Source organism: Allobosea sp. CS1GBMeth4 (assembly GCF_900185715.1).
Lineage (GTDB): Bacteria > Pseudomonadota > Alphaproteobacteria > Rhizobiales > Beijerinckiaceae > Allobosea.
The window spans coordinates 213,308-239,529 of record NZ_FYAS01000030.1 but is presented as its reverse complement, the minus strand read 5'-3'; the positions used below and the strand labels follow the sequence as shown (position 1 = coordinate 239,529).

Below are 26,222 nucleotides of genomic sequence, written 5' to 3'. Positions count from 1 at the left end.
ATCTTCTCGTCCTGAGAGTCTCGGGTCTGCGCTTCGCTCCGCCCGAGAATGACGGCTGATCAGCGCGCGACGCTCAGCCCCTCGATGCCGTGTTTGGCGATCAGCGCCGCGACGAAGCCCGTCTGCTTGGCCGCGGCGACGAATCTGGCGAGATAATCGGCCGCCTCGGCCTTGGCCTTGGGAACGCCGATCGCCTGCTGCACGGTCGTGAAACGGCCGTCGAGGATGCGTGTGCCGGGGATCGCCACGACATCCTTCAGCAGGCGTGGCCGCAGGCCTGCCAGCGCATCGAGCTCCCTGGAAACGAAGTCGGCAGCGGAATCGTCGAGCGTGCCCGAGCGGACGAGCTCGGCCTTGCGGAGGTTGCGGTCGAGCCAGAGGCCATAGGCGGCGCGGCCGCTGACGGCGATGCGGACGCCCTCGGCGTCGACATCGGCGATCTCGCGCAGCGGCGAGGTCTCGCGGACGAGATAGGTCGCCTCGATCTCGGCGTAAGGCGGCGTGAAGCTGATTGTCTCGGCCCGCTGCGGCTCGGCGCCGATCAGACCGACATCCCATGCGTCGCAGGGCGCGGCGTCGGCGAGCAGGCCGGGATTGGCATAGGGCACGTAGCGCAGGCCGGTGCCGAGAAGATCGGCGAAGGCCCGCGCCATGTCAGGCGAGACGCCTTGCGGCTCGCCCTGCGGACCACGCCCCGAGACCAGCAGGAAATTCGAGAGATTGATGCCGGCGCGCAGCAGGTTCCCGGGAGCCAGGTGCTCGCGCACGGTCGGCGAGAGCTGGCCGATATCGGGGCGGAATTCCATGGTGCCTCCCTGCCGCGCGGGCTGCGTCCTTATGCGCCGCATGGCGACACTGAGACAAGCCGCCGGCGATTTCGGGGCGAAGCCGCGGCTTCGGCGTGACTTGGCGGTTTCTCGGGAACCATGCCGGGGAATCGCGGTTTGCCGGGGAGTTCTTTCATCGGAAGGAGAACTCATATGATCAGGAAGCTGGCTCTCGCGACGGCCGTCGTCGCGTTCTCGACCGCTGCTCTCGCGCAGCAGAATCCCTCGGGCGCCCAGGGTGGTGCGGCAGGCGGCGCGGCAGCCGGCGCAGTCGGCGGCGCGGTGGTCGGCGGGCCGGCCGGCGCGGTCGTCGGCGGTGTCGGCGGTGCAGTCGCCGGCGCGATCATCGGCGACAACACGGCGCCGCGTTTCCGGCAGTACGTGGTCGAGCAGCGCGTGCCGTCCTATAGCTACGAGGAGCCGCTCGAGGTCGGCGCGGTGCTGCCGGCGCGCGGCGTCACCTATCGCGAGGTGCCGCGCGAATACGGCGCTCGCAAGGGTTATCGCTACACGGTGGTCAACGACCGAACCGTGATCGTCGAGCCGAAGACGCGCAAGGTCGTTCAGATCATCGACTGACCGGCTCCGGCCCGACATCTGGAAGCGCGGCCTCCGGGCCGCGCTTTTTCGCTCGCCCGGGCTCAGATCTCCAGCCAGCGCGCGCCCCTGGCGGAGGACCGCACCGCCGCCTCGATGAAGCGCACGCCGCGGACGCCGTCGGCGACGGTCGGAACGAGCGTCGAGTAGGGGGCCGGGGGCCGTTCTTCGATCCGGGCCGCGATCTGCTCGGCGATATCGGCGTAGAGCTGGGCGAAGCCTTCGAGATAACCCTCCGGATGGCCGGCGGGAATGCGCGAGGCGGCGGCGGCGACTGCGGTCGTGCCCGCGCCGGCGCGGCGGATCAGGCGCGGCGGTTCGCCGAGCGGCGAATGGATCAGCAGGTTCGGAGTCTCCTGCTGCCATTCCAGCCCGCCCTTGTCGCCATAGAGGCGGATGCGCAGGCCGTTCTCCTGGCCGGGGGCGACCTGGCTGCACCAGAGCATGCCGCGCGCGCCGCCCCTGAAGCGCAGCAGCATATGGGCGTTGTCGTCGAGCCGCCGGCCCGCGACGAAGATGTGCGCATCGGCGCAGAGCGCCTCGACCTCGTCGCCGGCGATGAACTCGGCCAGATTGAAGGCGTGCGTGCCGATATCGCCGATCGAACCGGCGGGGCCGGACCTGGCGGGGTCGGTGCGCCACGCGGCCTGCTTCTGGCCGCTGTCCTCGATCCGGGTGGCGAGCCAGTCCTGCGCGTACTCGACCTGGACGACGCGCAACGCTCCGATCGCACCCTCGGCGACCATGGCCCGCGCCTGCCGGACCAGCGGATAGCCGGTGTAGTTGTGGGTGACCGCGAAGATCAGGCCGCTGTCCCCTGCGAGCTTCGCCAGGCTCTCGGCCTCGCGCCGGCCGGTGGTCAGCGGCTTGTCGCAGATGACATGGATACCGGCCTTGAGGAAGGCTCTCGCCGCCGGCGCGTGGGCGTGGTTCGGCGTGACGATCGCGACGGCGTCGATGCCGTCCTTGCGCCGCCTCTCGCGCTTCGCCATCTCGGCGGCGTCGGCATAGATGCGGGCGGGATCGAGCAAGAGATCCGCGCCGGAGAGCCGCCCGCGCTCGGGATCGGAGGAGAGGGCGCCGGCGACGAGCTGCCAGCGGTCGTCGAGCCGGGCGGCGATGCGATGCACCGCGCCGATGAAGGCACCGCGCCCGCCGCCGACCATGCCGAGGCGCAGGCGGCGGTTGAGCTTCGGCGCAGTCGAGCCTTCGATCGCCATGGTGGTCTCCATCAATGACCGGAGAGGTCCATTCCTCGAGCTTAATCGAGACCGAGCATGCGCCGGTTCGCCGCCTCGTCGGTGCCGCCGGCGGCGAAGTCGTCGAAGGCCTTCTCGGTGACGCGGATGATGTGGGCGGCGATGAACTCCGCCCCCTCGCGCGCGCCCTGCTCGGGGTGCTTCAGGGCGCACTCCCACTCCAGCACGGCCCAGGAATCGTAATCGTATTGCGCCAGCTTCGAGAAGATGCCGTCGAAGTCGACCTGGCCGTCGCCCAGCGAGCGGAAGCGGCCGGCGCGGTCGAGCCAGGGCTCGTAGCCGCCATAGACGCCGACGCGACCTGTCGGGTTGAACTCGGCGTCCTTCGCATGGAAGGCCCGGATGCGCTCGTGGTAGAGGTCGATGAAGGCGAGATAGTCGAGCTGCTGCAGCAGGAAATGGCTCGGATCGTAGTTGATGCAGGCTCTGCGGTGGCCGCCGACCGCGTCGACGAAGCGCTCGAAGGTCGCCCCGTCATGCACGTCCTCGCCCGGATGAATCTCGTAGCAGAGATCGACGCCGGCCTCGTCGAAGGCGTCGAGGATGGGCCGCCAGCGCCTGCCGAGCTCGGCGAAGGCGGTCTCGATCAGCCCGGCCGGGCGCTGCGGCCAAGGGTAGAGGAAGGGCCAGGCGAGCGCGCCGGTGAAGCTGACATTGGCGGTCAGGCCAAGGCGCCGGGAGGCCTTTGCCGCGAGCTTCATCTGCGCAACCGCCCATTCCTGCCGGGCCTTCGGATTGCCGCGCACGGCCGGCGCGGCGAAGCCGTCGAAGGCTTCGTCGAAGGCGGGATGGACGGCGACGAGCTGGCCCTGGAGATGGGTCGAGAGCTCGGTGATCGAGAGGCCGTACTGGGCGAGCGTGCCGCTGACCTCGTCGCAATAGGCGTCGGATTCGGCCGCCTTGGCGAGATCGAACAGCCTCGCGTCCCAGCTCGGGATCTGCACACCCTTGTAGCCGAGCGCGGCGGCCCAACGGCCGATCGCGTCGAGCGAATTGAACGGCGCCTCGTCGCCGGCGAACTGGGCGAGGAAGAGCCCGGGTCCCTTCATGGTCTTCATCGCGCCCCTCCCGACAGCGCGGCTCCGTGGCGGAGCTCGCGATCGACCGCCTGTGCCGATGTAATCGATTGCAGAAATGTAGCGGGGACACGCCCTCTGTCAAACGCGATCGTCGCACCGGTCTGCCGAAGAGCGGCAGGGGCTGGTCCCGGACAGGCCGGTCGCGGAACCACACCGTCTTTCCGGGCTCAGTGCTACGCAATGCCCCGCAAAGACGGCGTGGTCGATCGGAACGCCGCCGCGTCGTCACGCGGCGGCGTCGATGACTGACGGAAAGCTCAGCGCTCGATCATCTTGTTCCAGCGGCTGTTCCATTCCGGCCGCTTGGCGTTGATCGCGTCCCAGTCGAGCGTCACCGCCGTCTTCATGTAGCCGTGGAAGGTCTCGAGCTTCGTCTCGGCCTCGGGCGTGGTCGCCTTGGCCTTGGTGTTGGAGGGCACGACGTTGCCGGCTGCGAGAGCCTTCGACTGTGCCGGCGCCGAGAGCAGGTAAGCGGCGAGCTTCTGTGCCAGTTCGGGCTCGGAATTATTGGCGATCACGCATTGCGCCACCATCAGCACGACCGAGCCCTCCTTGGGCTGGGCGTATTCGACGGCGATGCCCTTGTCCTTCAGCGTCGCGATGCCGGTCGGGGTCAGCGGGAAGATCGCGGCCTCGCCGGTCTGCGCCATCTCGGCGATCTTGGCCGAGCTCGGGATGAATTCGAGCACGTTCTTGCCGATCGTGTCGCGGAACTTCGAGAAGCCCGGCTCGACATTGGCCTCGGTCCCGCCCTGGATGCGATTGAACATCAGGAAGGCGTGCAGGCCGAAGGACGAGGCCGAGGCCGACTGGAACACGACCTTGCCCTTGTATTTGGGGTCGGCGAGATCCATCCACGAGGTCGGCGCCGGCCAGCCCTTCTCGTCGAACAGCTTCTTGTTGTAGCCGAGTCCGGTCATGCCGAGATCGATCCCGACGGCCATGTCGTCCTTCATGCGCGTGCCGGCGGCGAGTTCGGCGAGCTCCGGGCCGGGCTTCAGCTTCTGGCAGAGGCCGGCGCCGATGGCGCGGACCATGACGCCGTCATCGAGGAACATCACATGCATCTGCGGCTTGTCCTTGGCCGCGGTCGCCTTGGCGAGGATGTCGGAGGAGGTGCCGGGCACGACCACGACCTTGACGTCGTTGGCCTTCTCGAACTCCGGGAAGACGGCCTGGGTGAAGGTCTTCTCGAAATTGCCGCCGTTCATGCCGACATAGAGCGTCTTCGACTGGGCGAAGGCGCTGCCTGCGGCGGCGAGCGCCACAGCGGCGACGCCGGCCGCCAGTATGGTGCGATGGCTTGTCATGGTCTCAACTCCCCGGGTTGTGGCTCTTGGTCTTGCCCCGCACCCGATCCAGCGTCGGTGCGGGCGGAAGGCTGGCTGAAGCGGCCGATGGAAAAGGCGGCGATCGGGGTCTGCGTCTGCCCGTCGCGGACGAGCTCGGCGAGGACCTCGCCGACGCCGGGCGCGATCTGGAAGCCGGCGCCGGTGAAGCCGAAGGCATGGATCAGGCCCGGCGTGGTCAGGCTCGGCCCGATCACCGGGTTCCTGTCCGGCATGGCGCCCTCGGTGCCGCTCCAGAAGCGGATCGCCTGGGCGTGGCGCAGGGCGGGGAACAGCTCGGCCGCCCGGTTCATGATCGCGAGCGCGCCGTCGCCGCGCGGCCGCGAGAAATCGGGGTCGGCGAGCGGCAGGCCGCGCTCGCCGCCGACGACGACATTGCCGCGCTCGACCTGGCGGGCATAGATGCCGCCGCCCTCGATGCCGATATTGACCGACATCACCTTCTCCATCGGCTCGCTGACGATCATGGAGGGGTAGATGCGCGAGAGCGGCACCGGCTCGCCGAAGCTCTCGGCGAAAGGCCCGGCCCAGGCGCCGGCGCTGTTGACGACGAAGCGGGCGCGCAGCGACAGATTGCCGGCCGCTTCCAGCGCGAAGCCCTCGCCGTCTCGGGTCACGCCGGTGACGGCGGTGTTCTCCAGCACCTTGGCGCCGGCCCGGCGCGCCGCGGCGGCGAAACCGGCCGCGACCAGGCGCGGATTGGCATGGCCGTCGCCTGGGCAGAAGGAGGCGCCGACGATGCCGTCGCCGATCCAGCCGAAGCGCTCGCGCAGCTCATTGTGCCCGATCAGCTCGAGGCCGAGCCCGTGCCGGGCGGTGGCCCGCGCATAGGCTTCGAGCGAGGCCATGTCCGCCTCGTCCCGGGCGAGCTTGAGGTGGCCGGAGCGCAGGAACTCGCCGTCGATGCCGATCAGCGCCCGCAGGCGCGGCCAGATCGCATGCGCCCGCTGCGAGAGCGGCAATTGCTCGACCGGCCGGCCCTGGCGGCGCACGCCGCCATAGTTCACCCCGGAGGCCTGCGCGCCGCAGAAGCCCTTGTCGAGCAGGGCGACCGATAAGCCCATGCCGCGCAGCGCCAGCGCGGCCGAGGAGCCGATCAGGCCGCCGCCGATGATCGCGACGTCGACGTCGAGCCGCCGGCTCATTCCGCCGCCTCCGGCCGTGCCGCGAGCGCGAGCGTCAGGGGCACGGGCTTGACCGGCGCCTGGGCGCGCAGGCGGCCGACGGCCTCGATGCCGCGGCCGGTTTCGTGCGCGAGCAGTTCGGCCGCGGCGGCGCCGCAGACGCGGCCCTGGCAGCGGCCCATGCCGACGCGGCTCGCCGCCTTCAGCCGGTTGAGCTCGTGCACGCCGAAACGGGCGATGGCGTCGCGGACCGCGCCGGCATCGACCTCCTCGCAGCGGCAGAGCGTCGTGCCGTCGGCGAGCCCGCCCATCCAGTGCGCCGGAAAGGGGAAGGCGGCCTCGATGACCGCGCGGAAGCGGCCGATACGGGCGAGCTCTCTCTCCAGCGCGGCGGCGCGGCCGGCGTCATGGGGCAGGCCACGATCCTGCAGCAGAGCGAGAGCGGCGCGTTCGCCTGAGCGTTCGGCTGCATCCGCCCCGGCGATGCCGGCGCCGTCGCCGGCGAGATAGATGCCGGGCACGCTCGTGCGGCCGGCGGCGTCACGTTCGGGCAGGAAGGCGCGGTCGCGCGGGTCGAAGGCGAAGCGGCAGCCGGCGAGATCGGCGGCCTGCGTCTCGGAACGCAAGGCGAGGCCGTAACCGATGCCGTCGCAGGCGAAGCGATGCTCGCGCCCGCCGCGGCGCCAGGCGATCGCCTCGACCCGGTCGGTACCTTCGATGCGGACATCGGCGACGCCGTCATGCAGAGCGACGCCGCCGAGCTTCAGCTCCGCGCTCATCCGCAGGCCGCGCAGCACGATTCCCGGAAAGAGCGGCAGGCCGCGCAGCAGGCTGAGCTTGGCGGCGAAGGGCGCGGTATCGAGCACCGCCGCGACGTCGGCGCCGGCCTTCAGATACTGCCAGGCGACGAGATAGAGCAGCGGCCCGGAGCCGAGGAAGACGATCCGGCTGCCGATGGCGCAGCCCTGGCTCTTCAGCGCGATCTGGGCGCCGCCGAGGGTGAAGACGCCGGGCAGCGTCCAGCCCGGGATGGGCAGGACGCGGTCGGTCGCACCGGTCGCGAGCACGAGGCCGTCATAGGCGACCTGCCGGCTCTCGCCCGAGACCATGATGTCGGCCCGGCCGTCACGCAGGTTCCAGAGCAGGGCCTGCGGCCAGTAATCGAGCTTGCCCGCGAGCCCGGCGAAGTCGCGGTGCAGAGCTTCGGCCTTGCCGGCTTCCGAACCGTAGAGGTCGCGGGCGGAACGCTGGTCCGGTACGAGGCGCTGGCGGTAGATCTGGCCGCCGCAGGCGGGCGCCTCGTCGACGACGAGCGGGCGCAGGCCTCCCGCGACCAGCGCCTGCGCGGCGCGGATGCCGGCCGGGCCGGCGCCGACGATCAGCGGCTGCAGGCGGGTGCGGGTCGAATGCGCGTTCATGCCGCCCCCGCGCGACGGGTGAGGATGCGCATGCCGGGGCTGAGCGCGGTCGAGCAGGCGCGCAGGCGCTCGCCGCTCTCGAGCACGACCCAGCAATCCTGGCAGGCGGCCATCTGGCAGAAGCCGGCGCGCGGCGACGCCGAGAATTCGCTGAGGCGCAGCCGCTCGGCCCGGGTCAGGATCGCGGTCAGGACGGTGTCGCCGGCGCGGCCCTCGCAAGCGATGCCGTCGAGGGTGAAGGGGATGGCGGGATGGTCGGCCCGGACGAGGCGGCGCAGCAGCGGCATGGTCACTTCTGCCCGACCAGGATCTTGTCGAGGCCGAAGGCGCGGTCGAGCACCAGCATGGCGGCGGCGGTCAGCGCGATCATCAGCGCCGAGACGGCGGCCATCATCGGATCGATGGATTCGGTCGCGTACATGTACATCCGCACCGGCAGGGTCACGGTCTGCGGCGAGGTGACGAAGATCGACATGGTGAGTTCGTCGAAGCTGTTGATGAAGGCGAGCAGCCAGCCGCCGGTGATGCCGGGCAGGATCATCGGCGCGGTGACGCGGCGGAACACGGTCCAGTGCGAGGCGCCGAGCGTCATCGCCGCCTGCTCGGCCGAGCGGTCGAGCCCGGTGAAGGCGGCCATCACCAGCCGCAGCACATAGGGCGTGATGATCACGACATGGCTCGCCACCAGCCAGCCGAAGCTGCCGGTGCCGCCGATCAGCGCGAACAGCCGCAGGAAGGCGACGCCGAGCACGAGATGCGGAATGATCAGCGGCGAGAGGAACAGCGCGTTCAGCGCGTCGCGGCCGGGAAAGGCGTAACGGTCGATGGCGAGCGCCGCCGGCACCGAGATCGCGACGGAGAGCGTCGCGGCCAGCGTCGCCAGCCACAGGCTGTTGACGAAGGAGGCGACGAAGTCCGGATGCGCGAAGATCGCCTCGAACCAGCGCAGCGAGACGCTGGTGGTCGGGATCGAGAGCGTGTTCTCCGGCGTGAAGGCGACGAGGCAGATCACCAGCAGCGGCGCCAGCACGAAGCCGACGACGAGCGTATGGAAGAGGAGCGCGACGGGGCCGTTCCTGTGCATTCCGCTCACCCCAGGGCCTTGCGGGCGCGCGTCTCGACGACGCGGTTATAGGCCAGCATGATCACGAGGTTGGCGAGCAGGACGATGATCGCGATCGTCGCGCCGAGCGGCCAGTTCAGCTCGTGCATGTATTCGTCGTAGACCAGCGTCGCCGCCATCTTGAGCCGGCGCCCGCCGAGCAGGCCGGGGATGGCGAAGGCCGAGGCCGAGAGGCCGAAGACGATCAGGCTGCCCGAGAGCATGCCGAGCGAGACCTGCGGCAGCACGACCCTCCGCAGCGCCGTGAAATGCGAAGCGCCGAGGCTCCAGGCGGCGGCCTCGACCATCGGATCGAGCTTCTGCAGCGCGGTCCAGACCGGGATCACCATGAAGGGCAGCATGACGTGGACGAGCGCGATCACGATCGCGGTCTCGGTATAGAGCAGGCGGACGCTGCCGAGGCCGAACGCCTGCAGGGCCTGGTTCACCAGCCCGGTCGAGCCGAGCAGCATGCTCCAGCCGAAGGCGCGGACCACGACCGAGACCAGCAGCGGCCCGATGATCACCAGCAGGAACACCGAGCGCCAGGGGTCGCGCATCCGCGACAGGATATAGGCCTCGGGCGCGCCGATGACGGCGCAGATCAGCGTGGTCAGGGCGGCGAGCCGGAGCGTGCGCCAGAAGATGCCGAGATAATAGTCGTCGCTGACCACGGCGAGGTAATGGGCGAGGGTGAACTCGTTCCTGATGCCGCTGGCATGGTCGTAGACGTGGAAAGAGAGGATCACCGTCAGCACGAGCGGCAGGACGACGAGCCCGAGGAAGAGCAGCGCGCCCGGCCCGACCAGCCAGTACGGCGCCGCCGCGGAGCGTCCGACGCTCATGCCGCGGCTCCCTGCGCCAGCGGCTCGATGCGCAGGCTCGCCGGAGCCCAGTCGAGCCCGACCCTGGCGCCCTCGCGGGCCGGTTCCTCGCCGTCGTTCGGCGCCGAGACCAGGATCGGCCCGGCGGCGGTCTCGACCGTGAAGAGCCAGGCGCTGCCGAGGAAAAAGCGGTTGGCGATGGTGCCGTCGAGCCGGCCCCGGCCTTCGCCCCTCAGCGCGATCTTCTCGGGCCTGATCGAGAGCGCGATCGCCTGGCCTTCGGCGAGCCCGCCGGCCTCGGCCGGGAGGGCGATGCCGCCGACGACCGCCGCGCCGCTGCGCCAGACGCCGTCGAGCCGGTTCATCTTGCCGACGAAGGACGAGATGAACGGCGTCGCCGGGTTCTCGTAGAGCCGGTAGGGCGCGTCGACCTGCGTCATCGCGCCCTGCTCCATCACCACGACGCGGTCGCTGATCGAGAGCGCCTCGGCCTGGTCGTGCGTCACCATGATGGTGGTGGTGCCGACGCGCTGCTGGATGCGGCGCAATTCGAACTGCATCTCCTCGCGCAATTTGGCGTCGAGATTGGAGAGCGGCTCGTCGAGCAGCAGCACCGGCGGCTGGATGACGAGCGCGCGGGCGATGGCGACGCGCTGGCGCTGGCCGCCGGAGAGCTGGCGCGGATAGCGCTCGGCGAAGCCGCCGAGATGGACGAGGCCGAGCATGGTCGCGACGCGCTCGTCGCGCTCGGCCCTGGCGATCTTGCGCATCTCCAGGCCGAAGGCGACATTCTGCGCGACCGTCATGTGCGGGAAGAGCGCATAGCTCTGGAAGACGATGCCGAGGCCGCGCCTGTTCGGCTTCTCGCGGGTGATGTCGCGGCCGTCGAGCGTGATCGTGCCGGTGGTCGGCTCGACCAGGCCCGCGATCATCTGGAGTGTCGTGGTCTTGCCGCAGCCGGAGGGGCCGAGCAGCGAGACGAACTCGCCCCTGGCGACGCTGAGGTCGATGTCGCGCGCGGCGGTGAAATCGCCGTAGACCTTGCTCAGCTTCTCCAGCCTCAGGAAGCTCATGACCTCTCCCGCCTGGCTCGCCCCACCCGCTCATCGGGGTCTTTTGCCGGTATGCCGGCCAGAATCCGGGCCTCCCCACCGCCGTCAATCAGTAATTCCGGATATGAGAATTTTTATGCCGTGAATTCCGATATGTGAAATTACTTGCCTGATGCCTTGCTGCTGATTAACGCTGCGCGGATGGCCGAATCCGCCGAAACCTTGTCGAGCCTGCGCCGGGCGCTCGGTCTGCTGCGCCTGGTCGGCGCAGCCGATACCGGCGGGATCCGCCTGAAGGATCTCGCCGAGCAGGCCGGCTGCAGCCAGCCGACCGCGCACCGCGCCTTGCAGGACCTCGCCGCCGAGGGCTTCGTCGAGCAGGTCGGCAAGCGCTACCGGCTGGCGCTCGACTTCTTCGTGCTGGCGGCGCGCGCCGGCCAGGCCGGCGGCCTGCGCGACCTCGCCAAGCCGGTGCTCCTGCGCCTCTCGGCGACCCTGGCCGACACGATCTTCCTGCTCGTCCGCAACGGCTATGACGCGGTCTGCCTCGACCGGATCGAGGGGCCGTTCCCGATCCGCTCCTTCACCGGCGATATCGGCGGCAAGGTGCCGCTCGGGCTGGGGCAGGGGAGCCTCGCCATCCTCGCGCATCTGCCCGAGGCCGAGCGCGAGGCGGTGATCCGCTTCAACGTGCCGCGCCTGCTCGACCGCGGCTTTCTCGACGAGGCGGCGCTGCGGGTCGAGCTGGCGAAGGCCCGCGAGCAAGGCTGGGTCAATCTCAACACCGGGCTGATCCCGGGCATGGCGGGCCTGGGTGTGCCGGTCTTCGACGCGCAGGGGCGGGTCGTCGCGGCGCTCAGCGTCGGCACCCTGGCGGAGCGGCTGCGCCCGGAGCGCCTGCCCGGCGTCGTCGCCATCCTCAAGGCGGAGGCCGCGACCCTCGGCGCGACGATCAATCCGTTCGATGCCGCCTTGCGCCATCCTTCGCGCAGCCTGAGTGTGATGGCATGATCCTGGTCTGCGGCGAGGCGCTGGTCGACCTCTTCCTCGATCCGCCCGAGGGCGCGCAGATGGCCGGCCGGGCCGTCGCCGGAGGCTCGCCCTTCAATGTCGCGATCGGCCTGGCGCGGCTCGGCGTGCCGGCCGGCTTCCTGGGCGCGATCTCGCGCGACGGTATCGGCGCGATGCTGGCCGAGCGCCTGCGGCAGGAGGGTGTCGAGACCCGCTTCATCGCCCGCAGCGACCGGCTCTCCACCATCTCGGCCGTCGCGACGGGTGCGGACGGCCAGCCGAGCTACGGTTTCCACGGCGAGGGCGCCGCCGACCGGTTCCTGATGCCGGCGGATCTGCCGGCGGCCTTGCCGCCGGAGGTGGAGGCGCTCAGCTTCGGCTCCTACAGCATGGCGGTCGAGCCGACGGGCTCGACGCTCGCCCTGCTCGCGGTGCGCGAGCAGGGCCGTCTCGCGATCAGCGTCGATCCGAACCTGCGGCCGGGCGTGGTGCCGGACATGGCGCTATGGGCGCGTGCCGCCGAGCGCTTCTACCGCGTCGCCACCATCGTCAAGGCGAGCGAGGAGGATGTCCGGATCGCCTGGGGCGGAAGGCTGTCGCTGCAGGACGCGGCCGCCTACTGGCTGGGCCTCGGCGCGAAGCTGGTGGTGATCACGCGCGGGGCGGAAGGGGCGGTCGGCTTCTGCGCCGCCGGGCAAGTCGAGCTGGCCGCGCGGCCCGTCGCCGTCCGCGACACGGTCGGCGCGGGCGACAGCTTCCATGCCGCGCTGCTGGCCCGCCTCTCGCAGACGGGCCGCCTCGGCCTCGACACCGTCGCCGCGCTCGATCTCTCCGCCTTGCGGGAACTGCTGGCCTATGCCGCGACCGCGGCTGCGATCACGGTCGGCCGTCACGGCGCCGACCCGCCCTGCGCCTCCGAGGTGAGGTCGAAGCTGGTCGATCCTGCCTGAGGCTCGGCGCGCGCATGGCTACCCCCTTCCGCCCGCTGCCGTGACCACGCCGCCATCGGTATGCTACCCCGGCTTGCCGCCACGGCGGCCGATCGCAATCGCCACGGAGAATGATCGTGCTGGAGAAGGCCTGGGCGGATCTTTCCGCGCACCGCACCCGAACCGTCGCGCAGCACCTGCGCGAGATCTTCGCCGCCGACCCGCAACGCTTCGCCGGCTTCTCGGCCCGGCTCGACGATCTCCTGCTCGACTATTCCAAGACGGCGGTGAGCGCCGAGACGATGAGGCTGCTGCTGGCCCTCGCCGAGGCGGCCGAGGTCGCGGCCAAGCGCGACGCCATGTTCGCCGGCGAGCCGATCAACACGACCGAAGGTCGCGCCGTCCTGCACACGGCGCTGCGCAACCAGTCGGACCGGCCGGTGATGGTCGGCGGCGTCGACGTCATGCCCGAGGTGAGAGCGACGCTGGCGCGGATGTCCGCCTTCGCCGAGGGCATCCGTGGCGGCGCGATCGCGGCGGCCGATGGCGGCCGCTTCAGCGACGTCGTGAATATCGGCATCGGCGGCTCCGATCTCGGCCCGGTGATGGCGACGCTGGCGCTGGCGCCCTATCATGACGGCCCGCGCCTGCACTACGTCTCCAATGTCGACGGCGCCCATATCGCCGACACGCTGGCGAGGCTCGACCCGGCGCGGACGCTCGTGATCGTGGCGTCGAAGACCTTCACCACGATCGAGACCATGACCAACGCCGCGACGGCGCGACGCTGGATCGCCGGCGCGCTCGGGGAGGCGGCCGTCGGCCGGCATTTCGCCGCGGTCTCGACCGCGCTCGACAAGGTCGCCGCCTTCGGCATCGCGCCCGACCGCATCTTCGGCTTCTGGGACTGGGTCGGCGGGCGCTATTCGGTCTGGTCGGCGATCGGCCTGCCGGTGATGATCGCCGTCGGCTCGGAGAACTTCCGCGCCTTCCTCGCCGGCGCCCATGCGATGGACGAGCATTTCCGCAGCGCCCCGCTCGCTCGCAACCTGCCGGTGCTGCTCGGTCTGATCGGGCTCTGGCACCGCGAGAGCTGCGGCTATCCCGCGCGCGCGGTTCTTCCTTACGATCAGCGCCTTGCGCGGCTGCCGGCCTATCTGCAGCAGCTCGACATGGAGTCGAACGGCAAGCGCGTGCACAAGGCGGGCGGCGCCGTGACGCGGCCGACGGGCCCGCTGGTCTGGGGCGAGCCCGGCACCAACGGCCAGCACGCCTTCTTCCAGCTGCTGCATCAGGGCACCGACATCATCCCCTGCGAGTTCCTGGTCGCCGCGGAGGGGCATGAGCCGGAGCTCGCCCATCAGCACCGTCTGCTGCTGGCCAACTGCCTCGCCCAGAGCGAGGCGATGATGAAGGGGCGCACCCTGGAGGAGGCCAAGGCGCAGCTCGCCGGGCAGGGGCTGTCGCCCGAGGCGGTCGAGCAGCTCGCGCCGCACAAGGTCTTCCCCGGCAACCGGCCGAGTGTGACCATCGCCTATCGCAAGCTCGACCCGTTCACGCTCGGGCGGCTGATCGCGCTCTACGAGCACCGCGTCTTCGTCGAGGCGGCGGTGTTCGACATCAACGCCTTCGACCAGTGGGGCGTCGAGCTCGGCAAGGAGCTGGCGACGGCGCTGCTGCCGGTGATCGAGGGCAAGGCCTCGCCGGAGGCGCATGATTCCTCGACCGCGGGGCTGGCGCGCTATCTGACCGGCGCGCCGTAGCCGATCTCGCCGAGGAAGCTCGACAGCGCCGCGGCCAGCTGCTCCGGCGCCTCCTCGGCCATGTGGTGTCCGCTTTCGATGACGCCGCCGCGCAGGTCCGGCGCCCAGGGCCGCCAGACCGCCAGCACGTCGCCATAGAGCGTCTCGAGATCGTCGCGGCTGGACCACAGGCAGAGCGTCGGACATTGCACCTGCCGGCCCAGGCGCCGGTCCTCCTCGTCGTGGCGGCGGTCGATGCCGAGCCCGGCGCGATAGTCCTCGAGCATGCCGTGGACCGTCTCGGGATTATGGATCGCGCGCTGGAAATCGCGATAGTTCCCCGCGCCCATCGCCGCCGGCGAGCCGCCGTACCAGGCGTCGGGATCGGCGAGGATGGCGCGCTCGGGCTTTTCGGGCTGGGCGAAGAAGAACCAGTGCCACCATCTGCGGGCGAAGGTCTCGCCGCAGCGCTCCAGGGCCTCGAGGATCGGCACGCCGTCGAGCACGGCGAGCGCCGCGATCGAATCGCGATGGTCCATCGCCGTGCGGAAGGCGGTGTAGGCGCCGCGGTCATGGCCGACGATGGCGAAGCGCGGGAAGCCGAGCGCGCGCATCAGCGCGACGCAGTCGCGGGCCTTGGCCCGCTTCGACGAGCCGGCGTGATCGGGGGTGTCCGGCGGCTTGCTGGAGAGGCCGAACCCCCGCAGGTCGGGGCAGACGACGGTGAAGGACCTGGCCAGCAGCGGCGCGACGCGGTGCCAGGTCGTGTGCGTGCGTGGATGTCCGTGGAGCAGCAGAAGCGGCGGACCGCTGCCGCCGGCCCGGAAGCGGAGCCTGGCTTCGGGCGTCTCGGCGTAGTCGAGGGTGAATCGGTCGAACATGACGCCAAAGCTCAGCCCGGCGCCGAAACCGAGGGCGCCGGCTCGCTCCGCCCGGTCCTGCCCGGGTCTGCCTGCCTCACGTCGCGCTGGGTGATCAGGCGGGCGCTGCGCTGATCCCGGACATGGATCCAGAGCCAGCTCAGCGCGACGCTGAGCCGGTTGCGCACGCCGATCAGGAAATAGATGTGCGCCAGGCCCCAGAGCCACCAGGCGAGCCAACCCTTCAGCTTCACCCGGCCGAAATCGATGATCGCGACGCGCTTGCCGATGGTGGCGAGGCTGCCGGCATGGCTGTAGGCGAAGGGCCTGGGCGCGGCGTCGCCCGCCAGCCGCCGCCGGATCGTCGCGGCGACATGGCGGCCCTGCTGCTTGGCGGCGGGCGCGATGCCGGGAACCGGCCTGCCGTCCTGGTCCGTCACGCTCGCCGTGTCGCCGATCACGAAGATCTCCGGCCGGGCCGGCAAGGTCAGGTCGGCCTCGACGCGGACGCGGCCGGCCCGGTCCATCGGCGCATCGAGCCAGGCGCCGGCCGGCGAGGCGCGCACGCCGGCCGCCCAGATCACCGTCGCCGCCGGCAGGCCTTCCTCGCCGATCACGACGCCCTCCGGACCGCAGGCCGTGACCGGGACGCCGGTGCGGACCTCGACGCCGATGCGCTGGAGTTCGCGATGCGCATAGGCCGCGAGGGTCGCGTCGAAGCTGGGCAGGATGCGCGGGCCCGCCTCGACCAGGACGACCCGGCTCGAGCGGGTGTCGATCCGGCGGAAATCGCCCGGCAAGGTCGCGCGGGCCAGTTCCGCGATCGTGCCGGCGAGCTCGACCCCGGTCGGGCCGGCGCCGATGACGACGAAGGTGAGCAGGGCCGCGCGGCGCGCGGGATCGGTTTCCGCCTCGGCGCGCTCGAAGGCGACGAGGATGCGCCGGCGGACCGTCGTCGCGTCCTCCAGCGTCTTCAGGCCGGGCGCGTGCGGCTCCCAGTCGTCATGGCCGAAATAGGCGTGGGTCGCCCCGGTGGCGACGACGAGCGTATCGTAGTGCAGCGTCTCGCCGGTCGAGAGCGCGACCTCGCGCCTGGCGGCGTCGACGCCGGAGACCTCGGCGAGCAGCGTCGTCACGTCCCGGCGCCGCCGGAACAGGTGACGGATCGGCCAGGCGATCTCGGAGGTCGCGAGCGAGGCGGTGGCGACCTGATAGAGCAGCGGCTGGAAGAGATGGTGATTGCGACGGTCGACGATGGTGATGCGCGTGTCGGCGCCCGCCAGGCGGTGCACGGTCTCGAGCCCGGCGAAGCCGCCGCCGATCACCACGACATGATGCGATGTGCTCATCGGCGGTCCCTATTCCGGCAATGCGACGCTCCGAGGCGGGGATGTCCTGCCTCTCGGAGGGAGAGACGGCTCACCGGCCGGCTTGTTCCGGCCCGGTCGGGTCCGACTGCCCCCTCAGCAGCCCCGATTGCGCCAGCGCGGTCGCGGTACGCGGGCTGAAGGCGGCGGGGATATCGTAGACCAGCACCAGCCGCAGCAGCGCCTTGACGTCGACATCGTGCGGCTGGGCCTGCAGCGGGTCCGGGAAGAAGATCAGCGCGTCGAGTTCGCCCTGCGCGATCATCGCGCCGATCTGCTGATCGCCGCCGAGCGGGCCGCTCTTGACCAGGCGGATATCCAGATCGGGCATGGCCTCCTTCAGTACCTGGCCGGTGGTGGCGGTCGCGACGATGCGGTGCGGCGCGATCAGCTCGGCATGGTCGCTCGCCCATTGCGCCAGCTCCGGCTTCTTGCGGTCATGGGCGATCATCCCGATCGTCAGCGGCATCCTCGCCTCCTCGGCCGGCTCAGGGGACATAGCGTCGCGACAATTCGGCGCGATCCTCGTAGCTCGCCTCGAAGATCGGCGCGGCGAGCGTGGCGCGGACCTTGAGCACCCGGCTCCCGATGTTCCGAAAGCCATGCTTCGCTCCGGCGGGGATCAGCACGGACTGGTTGGCGCGCAGGACCAGGCTTTCGCCGCGCAGCGTGACCTCCGCCTCGCCCTCCATCACCTCCAGGACCTCCTCGACGGCGTGGAGGTGGATCGGAGCGCCGAGGCCGGGATCGCAGAACTGCTCGAAGATGCAGAGCTGGGCGGAGCGCACCAGCGCCGAGACGCGCATCCGCGTCAGCACGCCGGCGCGCCATTGCTCGAGCGGCTGGGTCTCGTGATCGATGGGGATCATGCCGTCTCCTTCGCCGGGAACGCCGCCGCCGGCAATTCATGCGGGACACGGACCTCCGCCGTCGGCTCTCCGGCCCAGAGCGACCGCAACTGGGCGACGACATGGCCGCCGAAGCTCTCATAGGGGATTCGGATCGAGGTCAGCCAGGGCGCGATCCAGCGGTTGATCGCATTGCCGTCGACGCCGACCAGCGTGCAGCGCTGCGGGATCGGCACGCCGTTCTCGACCGCCAGCCGGTAGGCGCCATAGGCGATCATGTCGCTGACGCAGAGCGCTCCCTCCGGCCAGCCGCCCTGCTGCACCAGCGCCCTGGCGGCGGCGTAGCCGATCTCGATATGCGAGAGGCCGGGGCCGCTGGCGCGGCGGATCGCATCGGCCGGGACGCCGCGCGCGACGAGGCGGTCGATGAAGCCGGCGGCGCGCTCGGCGGTGCTCGAGGTGTTCTGGGCCGCGGTCAGCACGGCCGGCCGCTCGATGCCGCGCGCCAGCAGGAAATCGGCGGCGTCGGCGCCGGCGGCGCGGTTGTCGATGCCGACATAGGCGCCGCCGCCGAGCGGGTTGTGGCGTGCGACGAAGACCATGGGATCGCCGCGCTGCAGCGTCTCCTCGAGCCCGCGGCTGCGCACGGCGCTGACCATCACATAGCCGGCTACGAACTGTTCGCGCATCGCCCGCAGGTAATCGTCCTGCAGCTCGGCGCGGTCATGCGTGTCGCAGAGGATCATGACGTAGCCGGCGGCACGCAGCGCCGCCTCGGTCGAGACCGCGATCGCCGCCATGGCCGGATTGTCGAGATTGGGCGAGAGCATCGCCACGACCCGGCTGGCGCGGTGGCGCAGGGCCCGCCCGACAGGGTTCGGCCGATAGCCCAGCCGCGCGATCGCCTCCTCGACTCGCGCCACCGTCTCGGGCGAGGCCCGCCCGCTCTCGCCGTTGACGATGCGCGAGACGGTCGAGATCGAGACGCCCGTATCCCGGGCGACGGTGGTGAGCGACACCGAACCCTGCTGCGCCCTGGCTGCCCTGGTCTTCATCGCGCTCTCTTCCCGCTGTCCCGTCCGGCGAGTCAGCCCGCCAGAGATGCCGGCTCAGTTCGGGATTGACAAGCTAGGCAAACGTTTGCCTTACTAGAAGTCAAGACGCCCTGGAGGCGTCGTCTCAAGCGGGGATGGAACGCTCATGCACAGCAAGCATTGGATTTCGGCGCTCGCCTTGACGGCCGGCCTCGCCATGGGCGGCTTCGTTGCGAGCGACTCGGCGCAGGCCCAGACCACGGTCCGCATCGCCTGGTACTCCGACGGCAACGAGGGCGAGGTCCTCACCGACCTGCTCAAGCGTTTCGAGGCCCAGAACAAGGACATCAAGGTCGTGCTCGACCAGGTGCCCTACAAGGCCATCACCGAGAACCTGCCCGTCCAGCTCGCCTCCGGCCAGGGGCCGGACATCGCCCGCGTCGTCGATCTCGGCGGCGTCGCCCGCTATGCGCTCGACCTGCGGCCGCATCTCAAGGACGCCGCCTATTGGGAGAAGAATTTCGGCCCCTTCCTGCCGTGGATGCGCCCGGAGGGCGACGCCAAGGCGATCACCGGCTTCATGACGCAGCTGACCGTCTCCGGGCCCTTCGTCAACAAGACGCTGTTCGAGCAGGCCGGCATCGCGCTTCCGGGCCCGAAGACGAGCTGGGAGGAATGGGGCAAGACGGTCAAGGAGGTCGCCGCCAAGGTCCAGGCCCCGTTCCCGCTGGCGATGGACCGCTCCGGCCACCGCTTCTTCTCGGTCGCGATCTCGGAGGGCGCCAAGGTCTTCGACGCCAAGGGCGAGCCGGCGGTGATCGACGACGGCTTCAAGCGCGGCGCCAAGCTGGTCTATGACTGGCACAACGCCGGCGTGATGAAGAAGGAGCTCTGGGGCTCGGTCTCCGGCACCGCCTATCGCGGCGCCAACGACGAGTTCAAGAACGCCCAGGTGGTGATGTACCAGTCGGGCTCCTGGCAGATCGCCCAGTTCGACAAGACGGTGGGCGACGCCTTCGACTGGATCGCGGTGCCCGCTCCCTGCGGCGCCGGCGCCTGCTCGGGCATGCCGGGCGGGGCCGGTCTCGTCGCGATCAAGACGACCAAGAGCCCGGAGGCCGTCGCCAAGGTCATGGAATACCTGGCCAGCGAGCCGGTTCTGAGCGAGTTCTACGCCCGCTCGCTGTTCGTGCCCGGCCATCTCGGCATCGCCGCCAAGGGGCTCGACTACCAGGGCGCGAGCCCGCACGCCAAGGCCGCGCTCAAGGTCTTCTCGGATCAGGTCGCGCAGCTCTCGCCGGTCGCCTACCAGTTGCAGGGCTATACGAGCAATCGCGTCATCTTCAACGCGGTGATCAGCCGGCTCGGCCAGGCGATCTCGGGCGAGGGCAGCCTCGACGAGGCCTATAAGCGGATCGAATCCGACATCGCCCAGCAGATCGCCGAGCGCAAGAAGTAAGCCGGATGGCCTCCGACGCTCCGATCCCGGCGGCGCAACCCGAACGCGCCGGCGCAGCGAGCCTGCTCGCCGCCCCGCTCGCGCTGCCGATGCGCCTGATCGACTGGCCGATGCAGGGCCTGCAGCGGCTGATCGGCGAGCGGCGGATGGCCTATGTCTTCCTGCTGCCCAATCTCGGCTTCTTCTCGCTCTTCGTCTTCCTGCCGCTCGTCATCAACTTCATCTTCTCGGTGACGGGCGGTGCGGGCCTCTTTCCCTCCGAGCGGCCTTATGTCGGGGCGCAGCAATACGCCTATCTCTTCGACTGCGGCTCCTTCCTCGACGCCTCTTCCTGCCGCGAGGATCATTTCTGGCGGGGCGTCGCCAATACGGCGCGCTTCACCATCTTCCAGGTCACGGCGATGGTGCTGTTCTCGCTGCTGACGGCGGTGGTGCTGAACATGAAGATCCGGGCGCGCGGCTTCTTCCGCGCGGTCTATTTCTTCCCGGTGCTGCTCTCGCCGGTCGTGGTCGCGCTGACCTGGAAATGGATCCTGCAGCGCGACGGCCTGCTCAACGCCGCGATCACCTCCCTCGGCGGCGAGCGCATCCTGTTCCTGGTCGATCCGAGCTGGGCGATGTTCTGGGTCGTCTTCGTCTCGATCTGGGCCCATATGGGCTTCTACACGCTGATCCTGCTCGCCGGCCTGCAGGCGATCCCCGCCGATCTCTACGAAGCCGCCGAGATGGATGCGACGCCGCGCTGGCGCGTGTTCTGGCGCATCACCCTGCCGCTGCTCTGGCCGAACATGATCGTGGTGATCGTGCTGGCGCTCATCCGCGGGGTGCAGACCTTCGACGAGGTCTTCGTGCTGACCGGCGGCGGCCCGGGTACCGCGACGCTGATGGTGGTGCACTACATCTACGAGACCGCCTTCGCCAACCAGGTCCAGAATTTCGGCCTGGCGGCGGCCGCCTCGGTCGTGCTCGGGGTCGTGCTGTTCGCGCTGACGCTCCTCCAACTGGCGGCGAGCCGCCGCAAGGGGGCGGCATGAACAGGCTCGCCCGCATGGCGACGGCCCGCCGCAGCCCCGGCCGCTGGCACTGGACCGACGTCGCCGCCTACGCCTATCTCGCGCTCGGCGTCGTGCTGATGTTCGGCCCCGTGCTCTGGCTCGGCCTGTCCTCCTTCAAGACGCAGGCCGGCCTGCTCGAATTCCCGCCTTCGCTGCTGCCGATGTCGCAGAAGGAAGTCCGGGTCGAGGGCCATGCGCAGCCGCTGCCGCTGTTCGAGGTGACGCTGGAGGACGGTTCGAAGCGGGTGCTGGCGCAGGTCCGCCGCATCGGCATCCAGGCGCAGATGGTCGATCCGGCCAATCCCGGCCAGAGCATCCGCGTGCCGATCGACAGGCGCACGGCGGTCCGCGAGTTCAAGCTCGCGACCGAGAACTATACCGAGCCGCTGGAGCGCTTCGCCTTCATGCGCTTCCTGTGGAACTCGGTCTTCGTCACCGCGGTGGCGACGCTGATCACGCTGGTGATCAACTCGATGGCGGCCTATGCGCTCTCGATCTACGAATTCCGCGGCAAGACGGCGGTGATGCTGATGGTGATCGGCACGCTGATGATCCCGATCACCATCATCCTCGTGCCGGTCTATCTCGTCATCACCAAGCTCGGCCTGGTGAACTCGCTCTGGGCGGTGATCCTGCCCGGCGCGGCGACACCGACCGGCGTCTTCCTGCTGCGCCAGTACATGCTGACCCTGCCGCGCGACCTGATCGAGGCGGCGCGCATGGACAAGGCCTCGGAGTGGCAGATCTACTGGCGCATCGTCATGCCGCTCGCCATGCCGGCGCTGGCCGTGCTCGCGATCTTCTCGATCATGTGGCGCTGGAACGAATTCCTCTGGCCGCTCGCGGTGCTGACCAAGACCGAGAGCTACACGCTGCAGATCGGCCTCAACGCCTTCCAGGGCGAATTGCAGACGCAATGGCACTACCTGCTCGCGATGACGGTGGTGACGCTGCTGCCGGTCGCGCTCGTCTTCGTCTTCCTGCAGCGCTTCATCACCACCGGCATCGCCAATACGGGAATGAAATAATGGCGGGACTGAGCCTCTCCGGCGTCCGCAAGGCCTATGGCGCGACCACGGTGCTGCACGGCATCGACCTCGACGTCGCCGATGGCGAGTTCGTGGTCTTCGTCGGTCCGTCGGGCTGCGGGAAGTCGACGCTGCTGCGCTCGATCGCCGGGCTGGAGAGCATCACCGGCGGCACGATCGCGATCGACGGCGCCGACGTCACCGGCCTGCCGGCCTCCGAGCGCGGGCTCGCCATGGTGTTCCAGTCCTATGCGCTCTACCCGCATATGAGCGTCTACGCGAACATGGCCTTCGCGCTGGAGAATATGGGCTTCAAGCGCGACGAGATCGACAGGCGGGTGAAGCGCGCCGCCGCCATGCTGCGCCTGACCGACTATCTCGAGCGCAAGCCCAAGGCGCTCTCCGGCGGCCAACGCCAGCGCGTCGCCATCGGCCGCGCCATCGTGCGCGACCCCAAGATCTTCCTGTTCGACGAGCCGCTCTCGAATCTCGACGCCGAACTGCGCGTCGCGACCCGCAAGGAGCTCGCCGCGCTGCATGCCGAGATCGGCGGCACGATGATCTACGTCACGCACGATCAGGTCGAGGCGATGACGCTGGCGCATCGCATCGTCGTGCTGCAGGGCGGGCGGATCGAGCAGGTCGGCACGCCGCTCGAGCTCTACAACCGGCCGGACAACCTGTTCGTCGCCGGCTTCATCGGGTCGCCGCGCATGAACCTGCTGCCGGGCAAGGTGGAGCGGGACGGCACGGTCGCGCTCGGCGAGGCCGGTCACGAGGTCGCCTGCCCGACCGGGACCCTCGCTGCGGGCTCCTCGGTCACGCTCGGCATCCGGCCCGAGCATCTCGCACTCGCGGCGCAGGATGGCGGCGTGCCGCTCGCGATCGAGCTGGTCGAGCGCCTCGGCGGCGAGAGCTATCTCTACGGGTCTTCGCCCGGCCTGCCGCAGATCACGCTCAGGCTCGACGGCCAGAGCGAGCATCAGCGCGGCGACAGTGTCGCGCTCGCCTTCCCGCAGCAGCACCTGCACCTGTTCGACGAGAACGGCCGGGCCGTCCGGTCCTGACGACTGGAGAGATCCCATGAAAGCCCTGACGCAAGGCCGCTATCTCGGCCGCGACGGCGAAGCCGCCTTGTTCGATGTCGGCCTCGGCGCGACGATCGCTGTCCGCATCCTCGAAGGCGATATCGGCCGGGTGACGCTGAAGCCGCAGGACGGCTACCGGCTCGACCGCGGCTGGTCGATCGCGCCGGGCGGGCTGGAGCCGCCCTATGAGGGGCGTCCGCGCGACGATCTCTCCGGTTTCACCTGCCCGCAGGCGACCATCAGCGAGAGCGAAGGCAAGGTCACGCTGTCGGCGGCCGGCCTCAGTGCCGAGGTGACGCTCAGCCCCTTCGGCATCGCCTGGCGGCGCGAGGGCGAGACGACGCCCTTCCTGCAGGATCGCACGACGCAGGCCTATCTGATCTCGCCGCGCACCGGGGCGGTCTCGCATTTCATGGCGCGCGACTATGCCGACCGGCATTACGGGCTCGGCGACAAGGCCGGCCCGCTCGACCGGACCGGGCGGCGCTTTGCCATCGACGCGGTCGACCCCTGCGGCTTCGATGCCGAGCTCTCCGACCCGCTCTACAAGATGCTGCCCTTCTTCATCGTCGACGGGAAGGCGGGCGCCCACGGCATCTTCTACGACAACCTCTCGACCGGCAGCGTCGATCTCGGCTGCACGCTCGACAACTACCATGGCCTGTTCCGCTCCTGGAAAGGCGATGACGGCGATCTCGACTATTATGTCATGGCCGGGCCGGCCGTGCCGGACGTGGTCCGCCGCTTTTCCTGGCTGACGGGCGGGCAGGCCTTCGCGCCGCGCTGGTCCTTCGGTTTCGGCGTCACCTCGATGGCGATCGCCGACGCACCCGATGCCGATGCCCGCATCAGCGACTTCATCGGCAAATGCCGCGAGCACGCCATCCCCTGCGACTCGTTCCATTTCGGCTCGGGCTACACCCAGATCGGTCAGCGCCGCTACGCCTTCAACTGGAACCGCGACAAGTTCCCGGATCCGCTGGCGACGATGAAGCGGCTCAACAAGGCCGGCATGCGCACCGTCGCCAACCTCAAGCCCTGCCTGCTCGACGACCATCCGCGCCTCGAGGAAGCGCTCGGCCAGGGCTTTCTGGTCAAGGATGCCGGGACCGGTGAGCCGGCCGTGGCGCAGTTCTGGGACGGGCTCGGCTTCCACATGGACTTCACCAATCCGAAGGGCCGGGCCTGGTGGCGCGCCGGCATCGAGACGGCGCTGCTCGAGCATGGCTTCGACACGGTCTGGAACGACAACAACGAATACGAGATCTGGGACGAGGACGCGGTCTGCGACGGCGACGGCCGCCCGTTCCGCCAGGCGCTGGCGCGCCCGGCGCAGCCGCTCCTGATGACCAAGCTGTCCTATGAGGCGCAGGCCGCGCGCGCCCCCGGCAAGCGGCAGTATGCGATCACGCGCGGCGGCTGCGCCGGCATCTCGCGCTATGCCCAGACCTGGTCGGGCGACAACGAGACCGCCTGGAAGACGCTGCGCTACAACCTGACCCAGGGGCTCAACATGAGCCTGTCGGGGATGTTCTCGATCGGCCACGATGTCGGCGGCTTCCACGGGCCGACGCCGGGGCCGGAGCTGTTCGTCCGCTTCAACGAGTTCTGCGCGCTCTGGCCGCGCATGGTGATGAACTCCTGGAACGATGACGGGGTCGTCAACCTGCCCTGGATGTATCCGGAGATGGTACCGCAGGTGCGCGAGGCGATTTCGCTGCGCTACCGGCTGATGCCCTACCTCTATACGCAGATGTGGCGGGCGAGCCGCGACGGCATCCCGGCCGTGCGCCCGCTGCTCTACGATTTCCCGCAGGACGCGGCGGCGGTCGCGGTCGACGACGTCTTCATGCTCGGTCCGGACGTGCTGGTCGCCCCGGTGCTGGAGGACGGTGCGCGCGAGCGCAGCGCCTACCTGCCCCAACATGAGGGCGGCTGGTTCGACTGGCACGAGGGCGGGCATTATCCCGGCGGCGTCACCGTGACGGTTCCGGCGCCGCTCGGCCGCCTGCCGCTGTTCGTCCGCGCCGGAGCGTTGATCCCGCTCGGTGACCCCAAGGGCATGGGCGACGAGCGCGAGCTGCTGGTCTGCGGCGTGGTCGAGGGCGCGTCCGGCGAGCTCTACGAGGACGACGGCGAGACCGCCGACTGGCGCGGCGCCGGGGCGACGCTGATCCGCTTCCGGGTCCGCAATGGCGAGGTCGCGATCGAGCAGCAGGGCGAGGCCAAGCCGCGCTTCAACAAGATCGCGATCCGGCAGATCGGCGGCTGAAGCGGATCTGACTGAACGGCGTCGCCGTCATTTGCGAGGAGCGCGGCGACGAAGCGATCCAGGAGCGGCAGCGACGACGTCCTGGATTGCTTCGCTGCGCTCGCAATGACGGCTCCCTGTGCTGTTGCTGCCGTCGGGTGCAATCTGTATTCGTCATGTCGACAAGGGAGGGCGACATGACCGACAGGATCGCGGCCGCCCCGGCCGAACGCAAGCGTGGCGAGGGCGCCAGGCTCGTCTACGACATCCTGCGCGACGACATCATCGATCTGGTGCTGCCGCCCGGCAGCCCGATCGACGAGATCCAGCTGTCCGAGCGCCTGTCGATGTCGCGCACGCCGATCCGCGAGGCGCTGGTGCGCCTGGCGAGCGAAGGGCTGGTGACGACGCTGCCCAACCGCTCCACGGTGGTGTCGAACATCGATTTCCTCAACCTGCACACCTTTTTCGACGCGATCACGCTGATGTACCGCGTCACCACGAGGCTGGCCGCCGAGTTCCACGTCGCGGCCGACCTCGACATCATCCGAGCCCGGCAGGCCGCCTTCGCGCGGGCCGTCGCGGCGCAGGACGCACTGGCGATGATCGCGACCAATCGCGATTTCCACGCGGCCATCGCCGAGGCCGGGCGAAATCCCTACTATACCGGGCTGTTCTGCCGCCTGCTCGACGAGGGGCGGCGCATCCTGCGGCTCTACTACTCCTCCTTCGAGGATCGCCTGCCGCAGCGCTATGTGGCGGAGCACGAGGAGATGATCGCGGCGATCGCGGCCCGCGACGTCGAGGCCGCCGACCGGCTGGCCAGGGCCCATGCCGACCAGATCGTCCAGCAGATCCAGCAACTGATCGCGCGCGACCGGCGCCAGACGCCGGCGCTGTAGGACACTCTCCCAGACCT

The 26,222-nt window shown here is 69.9% G+C and carries 25 protein-coding genes; 10 read left to right on the top strand and 15 right to left on the bottom strand.

Going from position 1 to position 26,222, the window contains the following annotated elements:
• Positions 1–59 precede the first annotated feature (59 nt).
• Complete coding sequence (locus tag CS1GBM4_RS18435; RefSeq protein ID WP_186420191.1) at positions 60–806, bottom strand: transporter substrate-binding domain-containing protein; 747 nt, start codon at positions 804–806, stop codon at positions 60–62.
• A gap of 174 nt (positions 807–980) precedes the next feature.
• Here CS1GBM4_RS18435 and CS1GBM4_RS18430 point away from each other — a divergent pair, with 174 nt between their 5' ends.
• The gene (locus tag CS1GBM4_RS18430) at positions 981–1,406 is read left to right on the top strand and encodes a DUF1236 domain-containing protein (RefSeq protein WP_186420190.1); all 426 of its coding nucleotides are present in this window, start codon (positions 981–983) and stop codon (positions 1,404–1,406) included.
• A gap of 62 nt (positions 1,407–1,468) precedes the next feature.
• Here CS1GBM4_RS18430 and CS1GBM4_RS18425 read toward each other — a convergent pair whose 3' ends face one another.
• The 9 genes from CS1GBM4_RS18425 to CS1GBM4_RS18385 form a co-directional block, all read right to left on the bottom strand.
• Positions 1,469–2,644 (bottom strand): Gfo/Idh/MocA family oxidoreductase, encoded by a 1,176-nt coding sequence (locus CS1GBM4_RS18425; protein ID WP_186420189.1) that lies wholly within the window; start codon positions 2,642–2,644, stop codon positions 1,469–1,471.
• 41 nt (positions 2,645–2,685) lie between these two features.
• On the bottom strand, positions 2,686–3,741 hold the full coding sequence (locus tag CS1GBM4_RS18420) for a sugar phosphate isomerase/epimerase (protein WP_186420188.1): 1,056 nt from the start codon (positions 3,739–3,741) through the stop codon (positions 2,686–2,688).
• 278 nt (positions 3,742–4,019) lie between these two features.
• On the bottom strand, positions 4,020–5,072 hold the full coding sequence (locus CS1GBM4_RS18415) for an ABC transporter substrate-binding protein (protein WP_186420187.1): 1,053 nt from the start codon (positions 5,070–5,072) through the stop codon (positions 4,020–4,022).
• Positions 5,069–6,256 carry an FAD-dependent oxidoreductase gene (locus tag CS1GBM4_RS18410; protein WP_186420186.1) on the bottom strand — a complete coding sequence of 396 codons (1,188 nt, stop codon included), beginning with the start codon at positions 6,254–6,256 and terminating at the stop codon, positions 5,069–5,071. The genes CS1GBM4_RS18415 and CS1GBM4_RS18410 overlap by 4 nt, the downstream gene beginning before the upstream one ends.
• Positions 6,253–7,653, bottom strand: a complete 1,401-nt coding sequence (locus CS1GBM4_RS18405) for an NAD(P)/FAD-dependent oxidoreductase (RefSeq protein WP_186420185.1) — start codon at positions 7,651–7,653, stop codon at positions 6,253–6,255. Before CS1GBM4_RS18405 ends, CS1GBM4_RS18410 begins: the two co-directional genes overlap by 4 nt.
• Positions 7,650–7,940 (bottom strand): (2Fe-2S)-binding protein, encoded by a 291-nt coding sequence (locus tag CS1GBM4_RS18400; protein ID WP_186420184.1) that lies wholly within the window; start codon positions 7,938–7,940, stop codon positions 7,650–7,652. Before CS1GBM4_RS18400 ends, CS1GBM4_RS18405 begins: the two co-directional genes overlap by 4 nt.
• Before the next feature lie 2 nt (positions 7,941–7,942).
• A complete protein-coding gene (locus tag CS1GBM4_RS18395) occupies positions 7,943–8,737 on the bottom strand; it encodes an ABC transporter permease (protein ID WP_186420183.1) in 795 nt (264 codons plus the stop codon).
• Positions 8,738–8,742: 5 nt separating this feature from the next.
• Positions 8,743–9,600, bottom strand: coding sequence for an ABC transporter permease (locus CS1GBM4_RS18390; protein WP_186420182.1), 858 nt, complete (start codon positions 9,598–9,600; stop codon positions 8,743–8,745).
• Positions 9,597–10,652 (bottom strand): ABC transporter ATP-binding protein, encoded by a 1,056-nt coding sequence (locus CS1GBM4_RS18385; protein ID WP_186420181.1) that lies wholly within the window; start codon positions 10,650–10,652, stop codon positions 9,597–9,599. Before CS1GBM4_RS18385 ends, CS1GBM4_RS18390 begins: the two co-directional genes overlap by 4 nt.
• A gap of 180 nt (positions 10,653–10,832) precedes the next feature.
• Here CS1GBM4_RS18385 and CS1GBM4_RS18380 point away from each other — a divergent pair, with 180 nt between their 5' ends.
• The 3 genes from CS1GBM4_RS18380 (at position 10,833) to pgi (ending at position 14,334) form a co-directional block, all read left to right on the top strand.
• Positions 10,833–11,642 (top strand): IclR family transcriptional regulator, encoded by an 810-nt coding sequence (locus CS1GBM4_RS18380; RefSeq protein ID WP_186420180.1) that lies wholly within the window; start codon positions 10,833–10,835, stop codon positions 11,640–11,642.
• A complete protein-coding gene (locus tag CS1GBM4_RS18375) occupies positions 11,639–12,592 on the top strand; it encodes a carbohydrate kinase (RefSeq protein WP_186420179.1) in 954 nt (317 codons plus the stop codon). The genes CS1GBM4_RS18380 and CS1GBM4_RS18375 overlap by 4 nt, the downstream gene beginning before the upstream one ends.
• Before the next feature lie 119 nt (positions 12,593–12,711).
• Positions 12,712–14,334, top strand: coding sequence for a glucose-6-phosphate isomerase (gene pgi, locus CS1GBM4_RS18370; RefSeq protein WP_244607300.1), 1,623 nt, complete (start codon positions 12,712–12,714; stop codon positions 14,332–14,334).
• On the opposite strand, the gene CS1GBM4_RS18365 is transcribed toward pgi, so the two are convergent.
• The 5 genes from CS1GBM4_RS18365 to CS1GBM4_RS18345 all read right to left on the bottom strand — a co-directional run bounded on the left by CS1GBM4_RS18365 (position 14,313) and on the right by CS1GBM4_RS18345 (position 18,443).
• Positions 14,313–15,194 (bottom strand): alpha/beta hydrolase, encoded by an 882-nt coding sequence (locus tag CS1GBM4_RS18365; RefSeq protein WP_186420177.1) that lies wholly within the window; start codon positions 15,192–15,194, stop codon positions 14,313–14,315. The two genes, pgi and CS1GBM4_RS18365, sit on opposite strands and share 22 nt — an antisense overlap.
• A gap of 11 nt (positions 15,195–15,205) precedes the next feature.
• Positions 15,206–16,522: an NAD(P)/FAD-dependent oxidoreductase gene (locus CS1GBM4_RS18360; protein ID WP_186420176.1), complete on the bottom strand. Its 1,317-nt coding sequence runs from the start codon at positions 16,520–16,522 to the stop codon at positions 15,206–15,208.
• A gap of 70 nt (positions 16,523–16,592) precedes the next feature.
• Positions 16,593–17,009, bottom strand: a complete 417-nt coding sequence (locus CS1GBM4_RS18355; protein WP_186420175.1) for a methylglyoxal synthase — start codon at positions 17,007–17,009, stop codon at positions 16,593–16,595.
• Positions 17,010–17,028: 19 nt separating this feature from the next.
• Positions 17,029–17,409: a cupin domain-containing protein gene (locus CS1GBM4_RS18350; RefSeq protein WP_186420174.1), complete on the bottom strand. Its 381-nt coding sequence runs from the start codon at positions 17,407–17,409 to the stop codon at positions 17,029–17,031.
• Positions 17,406–18,443 (bottom strand): LacI family DNA-binding transcriptional regulator, encoded by a 1,038-nt coding sequence (locus tag CS1GBM4_RS18345; RefSeq protein WP_186420173.1) that lies wholly within the window; start codon positions 18,441–18,443, stop codon positions 17,406–17,408. Before CS1GBM4_RS18345 ends, CS1GBM4_RS18350 begins: the two co-directional genes overlap by 4 nt.
• A 145-nt stretch (positions 18,444–18,588) precedes the next feature.
• Here CS1GBM4_RS18345 and CS1GBM4_RS18340 point away from each other — a divergent pair, with 145 nt between their 5' ends.
• From CS1GBM4_RS18340 to CS1GBM4_RS18315, 6 genes are all read left to right on the top strand, one after another.
• A complete protein-coding gene (locus CS1GBM4_RS18340; RefSeq protein WP_244607295.1) occupies positions 18,589–19,881 on the top strand; it encodes an ABC transporter substrate-binding protein in 1,293 nt (430 codons plus the stop codon).
• A 5-nt stretch (positions 19,882–19,886) separates the two neighbouring features.
• Positions 19,887–20,915: a sugar ABC transporter permease gene (locus tag CS1GBM4_RS18335; protein WP_186420172.1), complete on the top strand. Its 1,029-nt coding sequence runs from the start codon at positions 19,887–19,889 to the stop codon at positions 20,913–20,915.
• The gene (locus CS1GBM4_RS18330; RefSeq protein WP_186420171.1) at positions 20,912–21,964 is read left to right on the top strand and encodes a carbohydrate ABC transporter permease; all 1,053 of its coding nucleotides are present in this window, start codon (positions 20,912–20,914) and stop codon (positions 21,962–21,964) included. The genes CS1GBM4_RS18335 and CS1GBM4_RS18330 overlap by 4 nt, the downstream gene beginning before the upstream one ends.
• Positions 21,964–23,031: a sn-glycerol-3-phosphate ABC transporter ATP-binding protein UgpC gene (ugpC, locus tag CS1GBM4_RS18325; RefSeq protein WP_186420170.1), complete on the top strand. Its 1,068-nt coding sequence runs from the start codon at positions 21,964–21,966 to the stop codon at positions 23,029–23,031. Before CS1GBM4_RS18330 ends, ugpC begins: the two co-directional genes overlap by 1 nt.
• Before the next feature lie 16 nt (positions 23,032–23,047).
• Positions 23,048–25,324 (top strand): TIM-barrel domain-containing protein, encoded by a 2,277-nt coding sequence (locus CS1GBM4_RS18320; RefSeq protein ID WP_186420169.1) that lies wholly within the window; start codon positions 23,048–23,050, stop codon positions 25,322–25,324.
• Between the two features lie 176 nt (positions 25,325–25,500).
• A complete protein-coding gene (locus CS1GBM4_RS18315; protein WP_186420168.1) occupies positions 25,501–26,205 on the top strand; it encodes a GntR family transcriptional regulator in 705 nt (234 codons plus the stop codon).
• The last annotated feature ends 17 nt before the right edge of the window (positions 26,206–26,222 follow it).

Excerpts from the sequence above, each read along its gene's own strand:
- CS1GBM4_RS18435 (WP_186420191.1), bottom strand. The coding sequence starts at position 806 with ATGGAATTCCGCCCCGATATCGGCCAGCTCTCGCCGACCGTGCGCGAG.
- CS1GBM4_RS18430 (WP_186420190.1), top strand. The coding sequence starts at position 981 with ATGATCAGGAAGCTGGCTCTCGCGACGGCCGTCGTCGCGTTCTCGACC.
- CS1GBM4_RS18425 (WP_186420189.1), bottom strand. The coding sequence starts at position 2,644 with ATGGCGATCGAAGGCTCGACTGCGCCGAAGCTCAACCGCCGCCTGCGC.
- CS1GBM4_RS18420 (WP_186420188.1), bottom strand. The coding sequence starts at position 3,741 with ATGAAGACCATGAAGGGACCCGGGCTCTTCCTCGCCCAGTTCGCCGGC.
- CS1GBM4_RS18415 (WP_186420187.1), bottom strand. The coding sequence starts at position 5,072 with ATGACAAGCCATCGCACCATACTGGCGGCCGGCGTCGCCGCTGTGGCG.
- CS1GBM4_RS18410 (WP_186420186.1), bottom strand. The coding sequence starts at position 6,256 with ATGAGCCGGCGGCTCGACGTCGACGTCGCGATCATCGGCGGCGGCCTG.
- CS1GBM4_RS18405 (WP_186420185.1), bottom strand. The coding sequence starts at position 7,653 with ATGAACGCGCATTCGACCCGCACCCGCCTGCAGCCGCTGATCGTCGGC.
- CS1GBM4_RS18400 (WP_186420184.1), bottom strand. The coding sequence starts at position 7,940 with ATGCCGCTGCTGCGCCGCCTCGTCCGGGCCGACCATCCCGCCATCCCC.
- CS1GBM4_RS18395 (WP_186420183.1), bottom strand. The coding sequence starts at position 8,737 with ATGCACAGGAACGGCCCCGTCGCGCTCCTCTTCCATACGCTCGTCGTC.
- CS1GBM4_RS18390 (WP_186420182.1), bottom strand. The coding sequence starts at position 9,600 with ATGAGCGTCGGACGCTCCGCGGCGGCGCCGTACTGGCTGGTCGGGCCG.
- CS1GBM4_RS18385 (WP_186420181.1), bottom strand. The coding sequence starts at position 10,652 with ATGAGCTTCCTGAGGCTGGAGAAGCTGAGCAAGGTCTACGGCGATTTC.
- CS1GBM4_RS18380 (WP_186420180.1), top strand. The coding sequence starts at position 10,833 with ATGGCCGAATCCGCCGAAACCTTGTCGAGCCTGCGCCGGGCGCTCGGT.
- CS1GBM4_RS18375 (WP_186420179.1), top strand. The coding sequence starts at position 11,639 with ATGATCCTGGTCTGCGGCGAGGCGCTGGTCGACCTCTTCCTCGATCCG.
- CS1GBM4_RS18365 (WP_186420177.1), bottom strand. The coding sequence starts at position 15,194 with ATGTTCGACCGATTCACCCTCGACTACGCCGAGACGCCCGAAGCCAGG.
- CS1GBM4_RS18360 (WP_186420176.1), bottom strand. The coding sequence starts at position 16,522 with ATGAGCACATCGCATCATGTCGTGGTGATCGGCGGCGGCTTCGCCGGG.
- CS1GBM4_RS18355 (WP_186420175.1), bottom strand. The coding sequence starts at position 17,009 with ATGCCGCTGACGATCGGGATGATCGCCCATGACCGCAAGAAGCCGGAG.
- CS1GBM4_RS18350 (WP_186420174.1), bottom strand. The coding sequence starts at position 17,409 with ATGATCCCCATCGATCACGAGACCCAGCCGCTCGAGCAATGGCGCGCC.
- CS1GBM4_RS18345 (WP_186420173.1), bottom strand. The coding sequence starts at position 18,443 with ATGAAGACCAGGGCAGCCAGGGCGCAGCAGGGTTCGGTGTCGCTCACC.
- CS1GBM4_RS18340 (WP_244607295.1), top strand. The coding sequence starts at position 18,589 with ATGCACAGCAAGCATTGGATTTCGGCGCTCGCCTTGACGGCCGGCCTC.
- CS1GBM4_RS18335 (WP_186420172.1), top strand. The coding sequence starts at position 19,887 with ATGGCCTCCGACGCTCCGATCCCGGCGGCGCAACCCGAACGCGCCGGC.
- CS1GBM4_RS18330 (WP_186420171.1), top strand. The coding sequence starts at position 20,912 with ATGAACAGGCTCGCCCGCATGGCGACGGCCCGCCGCAGCCCCGGCCGC.
- ugpC (WP_186420170.1), top strand. The coding sequence starts at position 21,964 with ATGGCGGGACTGAGCCTCTCCGGCGTCCGCAAGGCCTATGGCGCGACC.
- CS1GBM4_RS18320 (WP_186420169.1), top strand. The coding sequence starts at position 23,048 with ATGAAAGCCCTGACGCAAGGCCGCTATCTCGGCCGCGACGGCGAAGCC.
- CS1GBM4_RS18315 (WP_186420168.1), top strand. The coding sequence starts at position 25,501 with ATGACCGACAGGATCGCGGCCGCCCCGGCCGAACGCAAGCGTGGCGAG.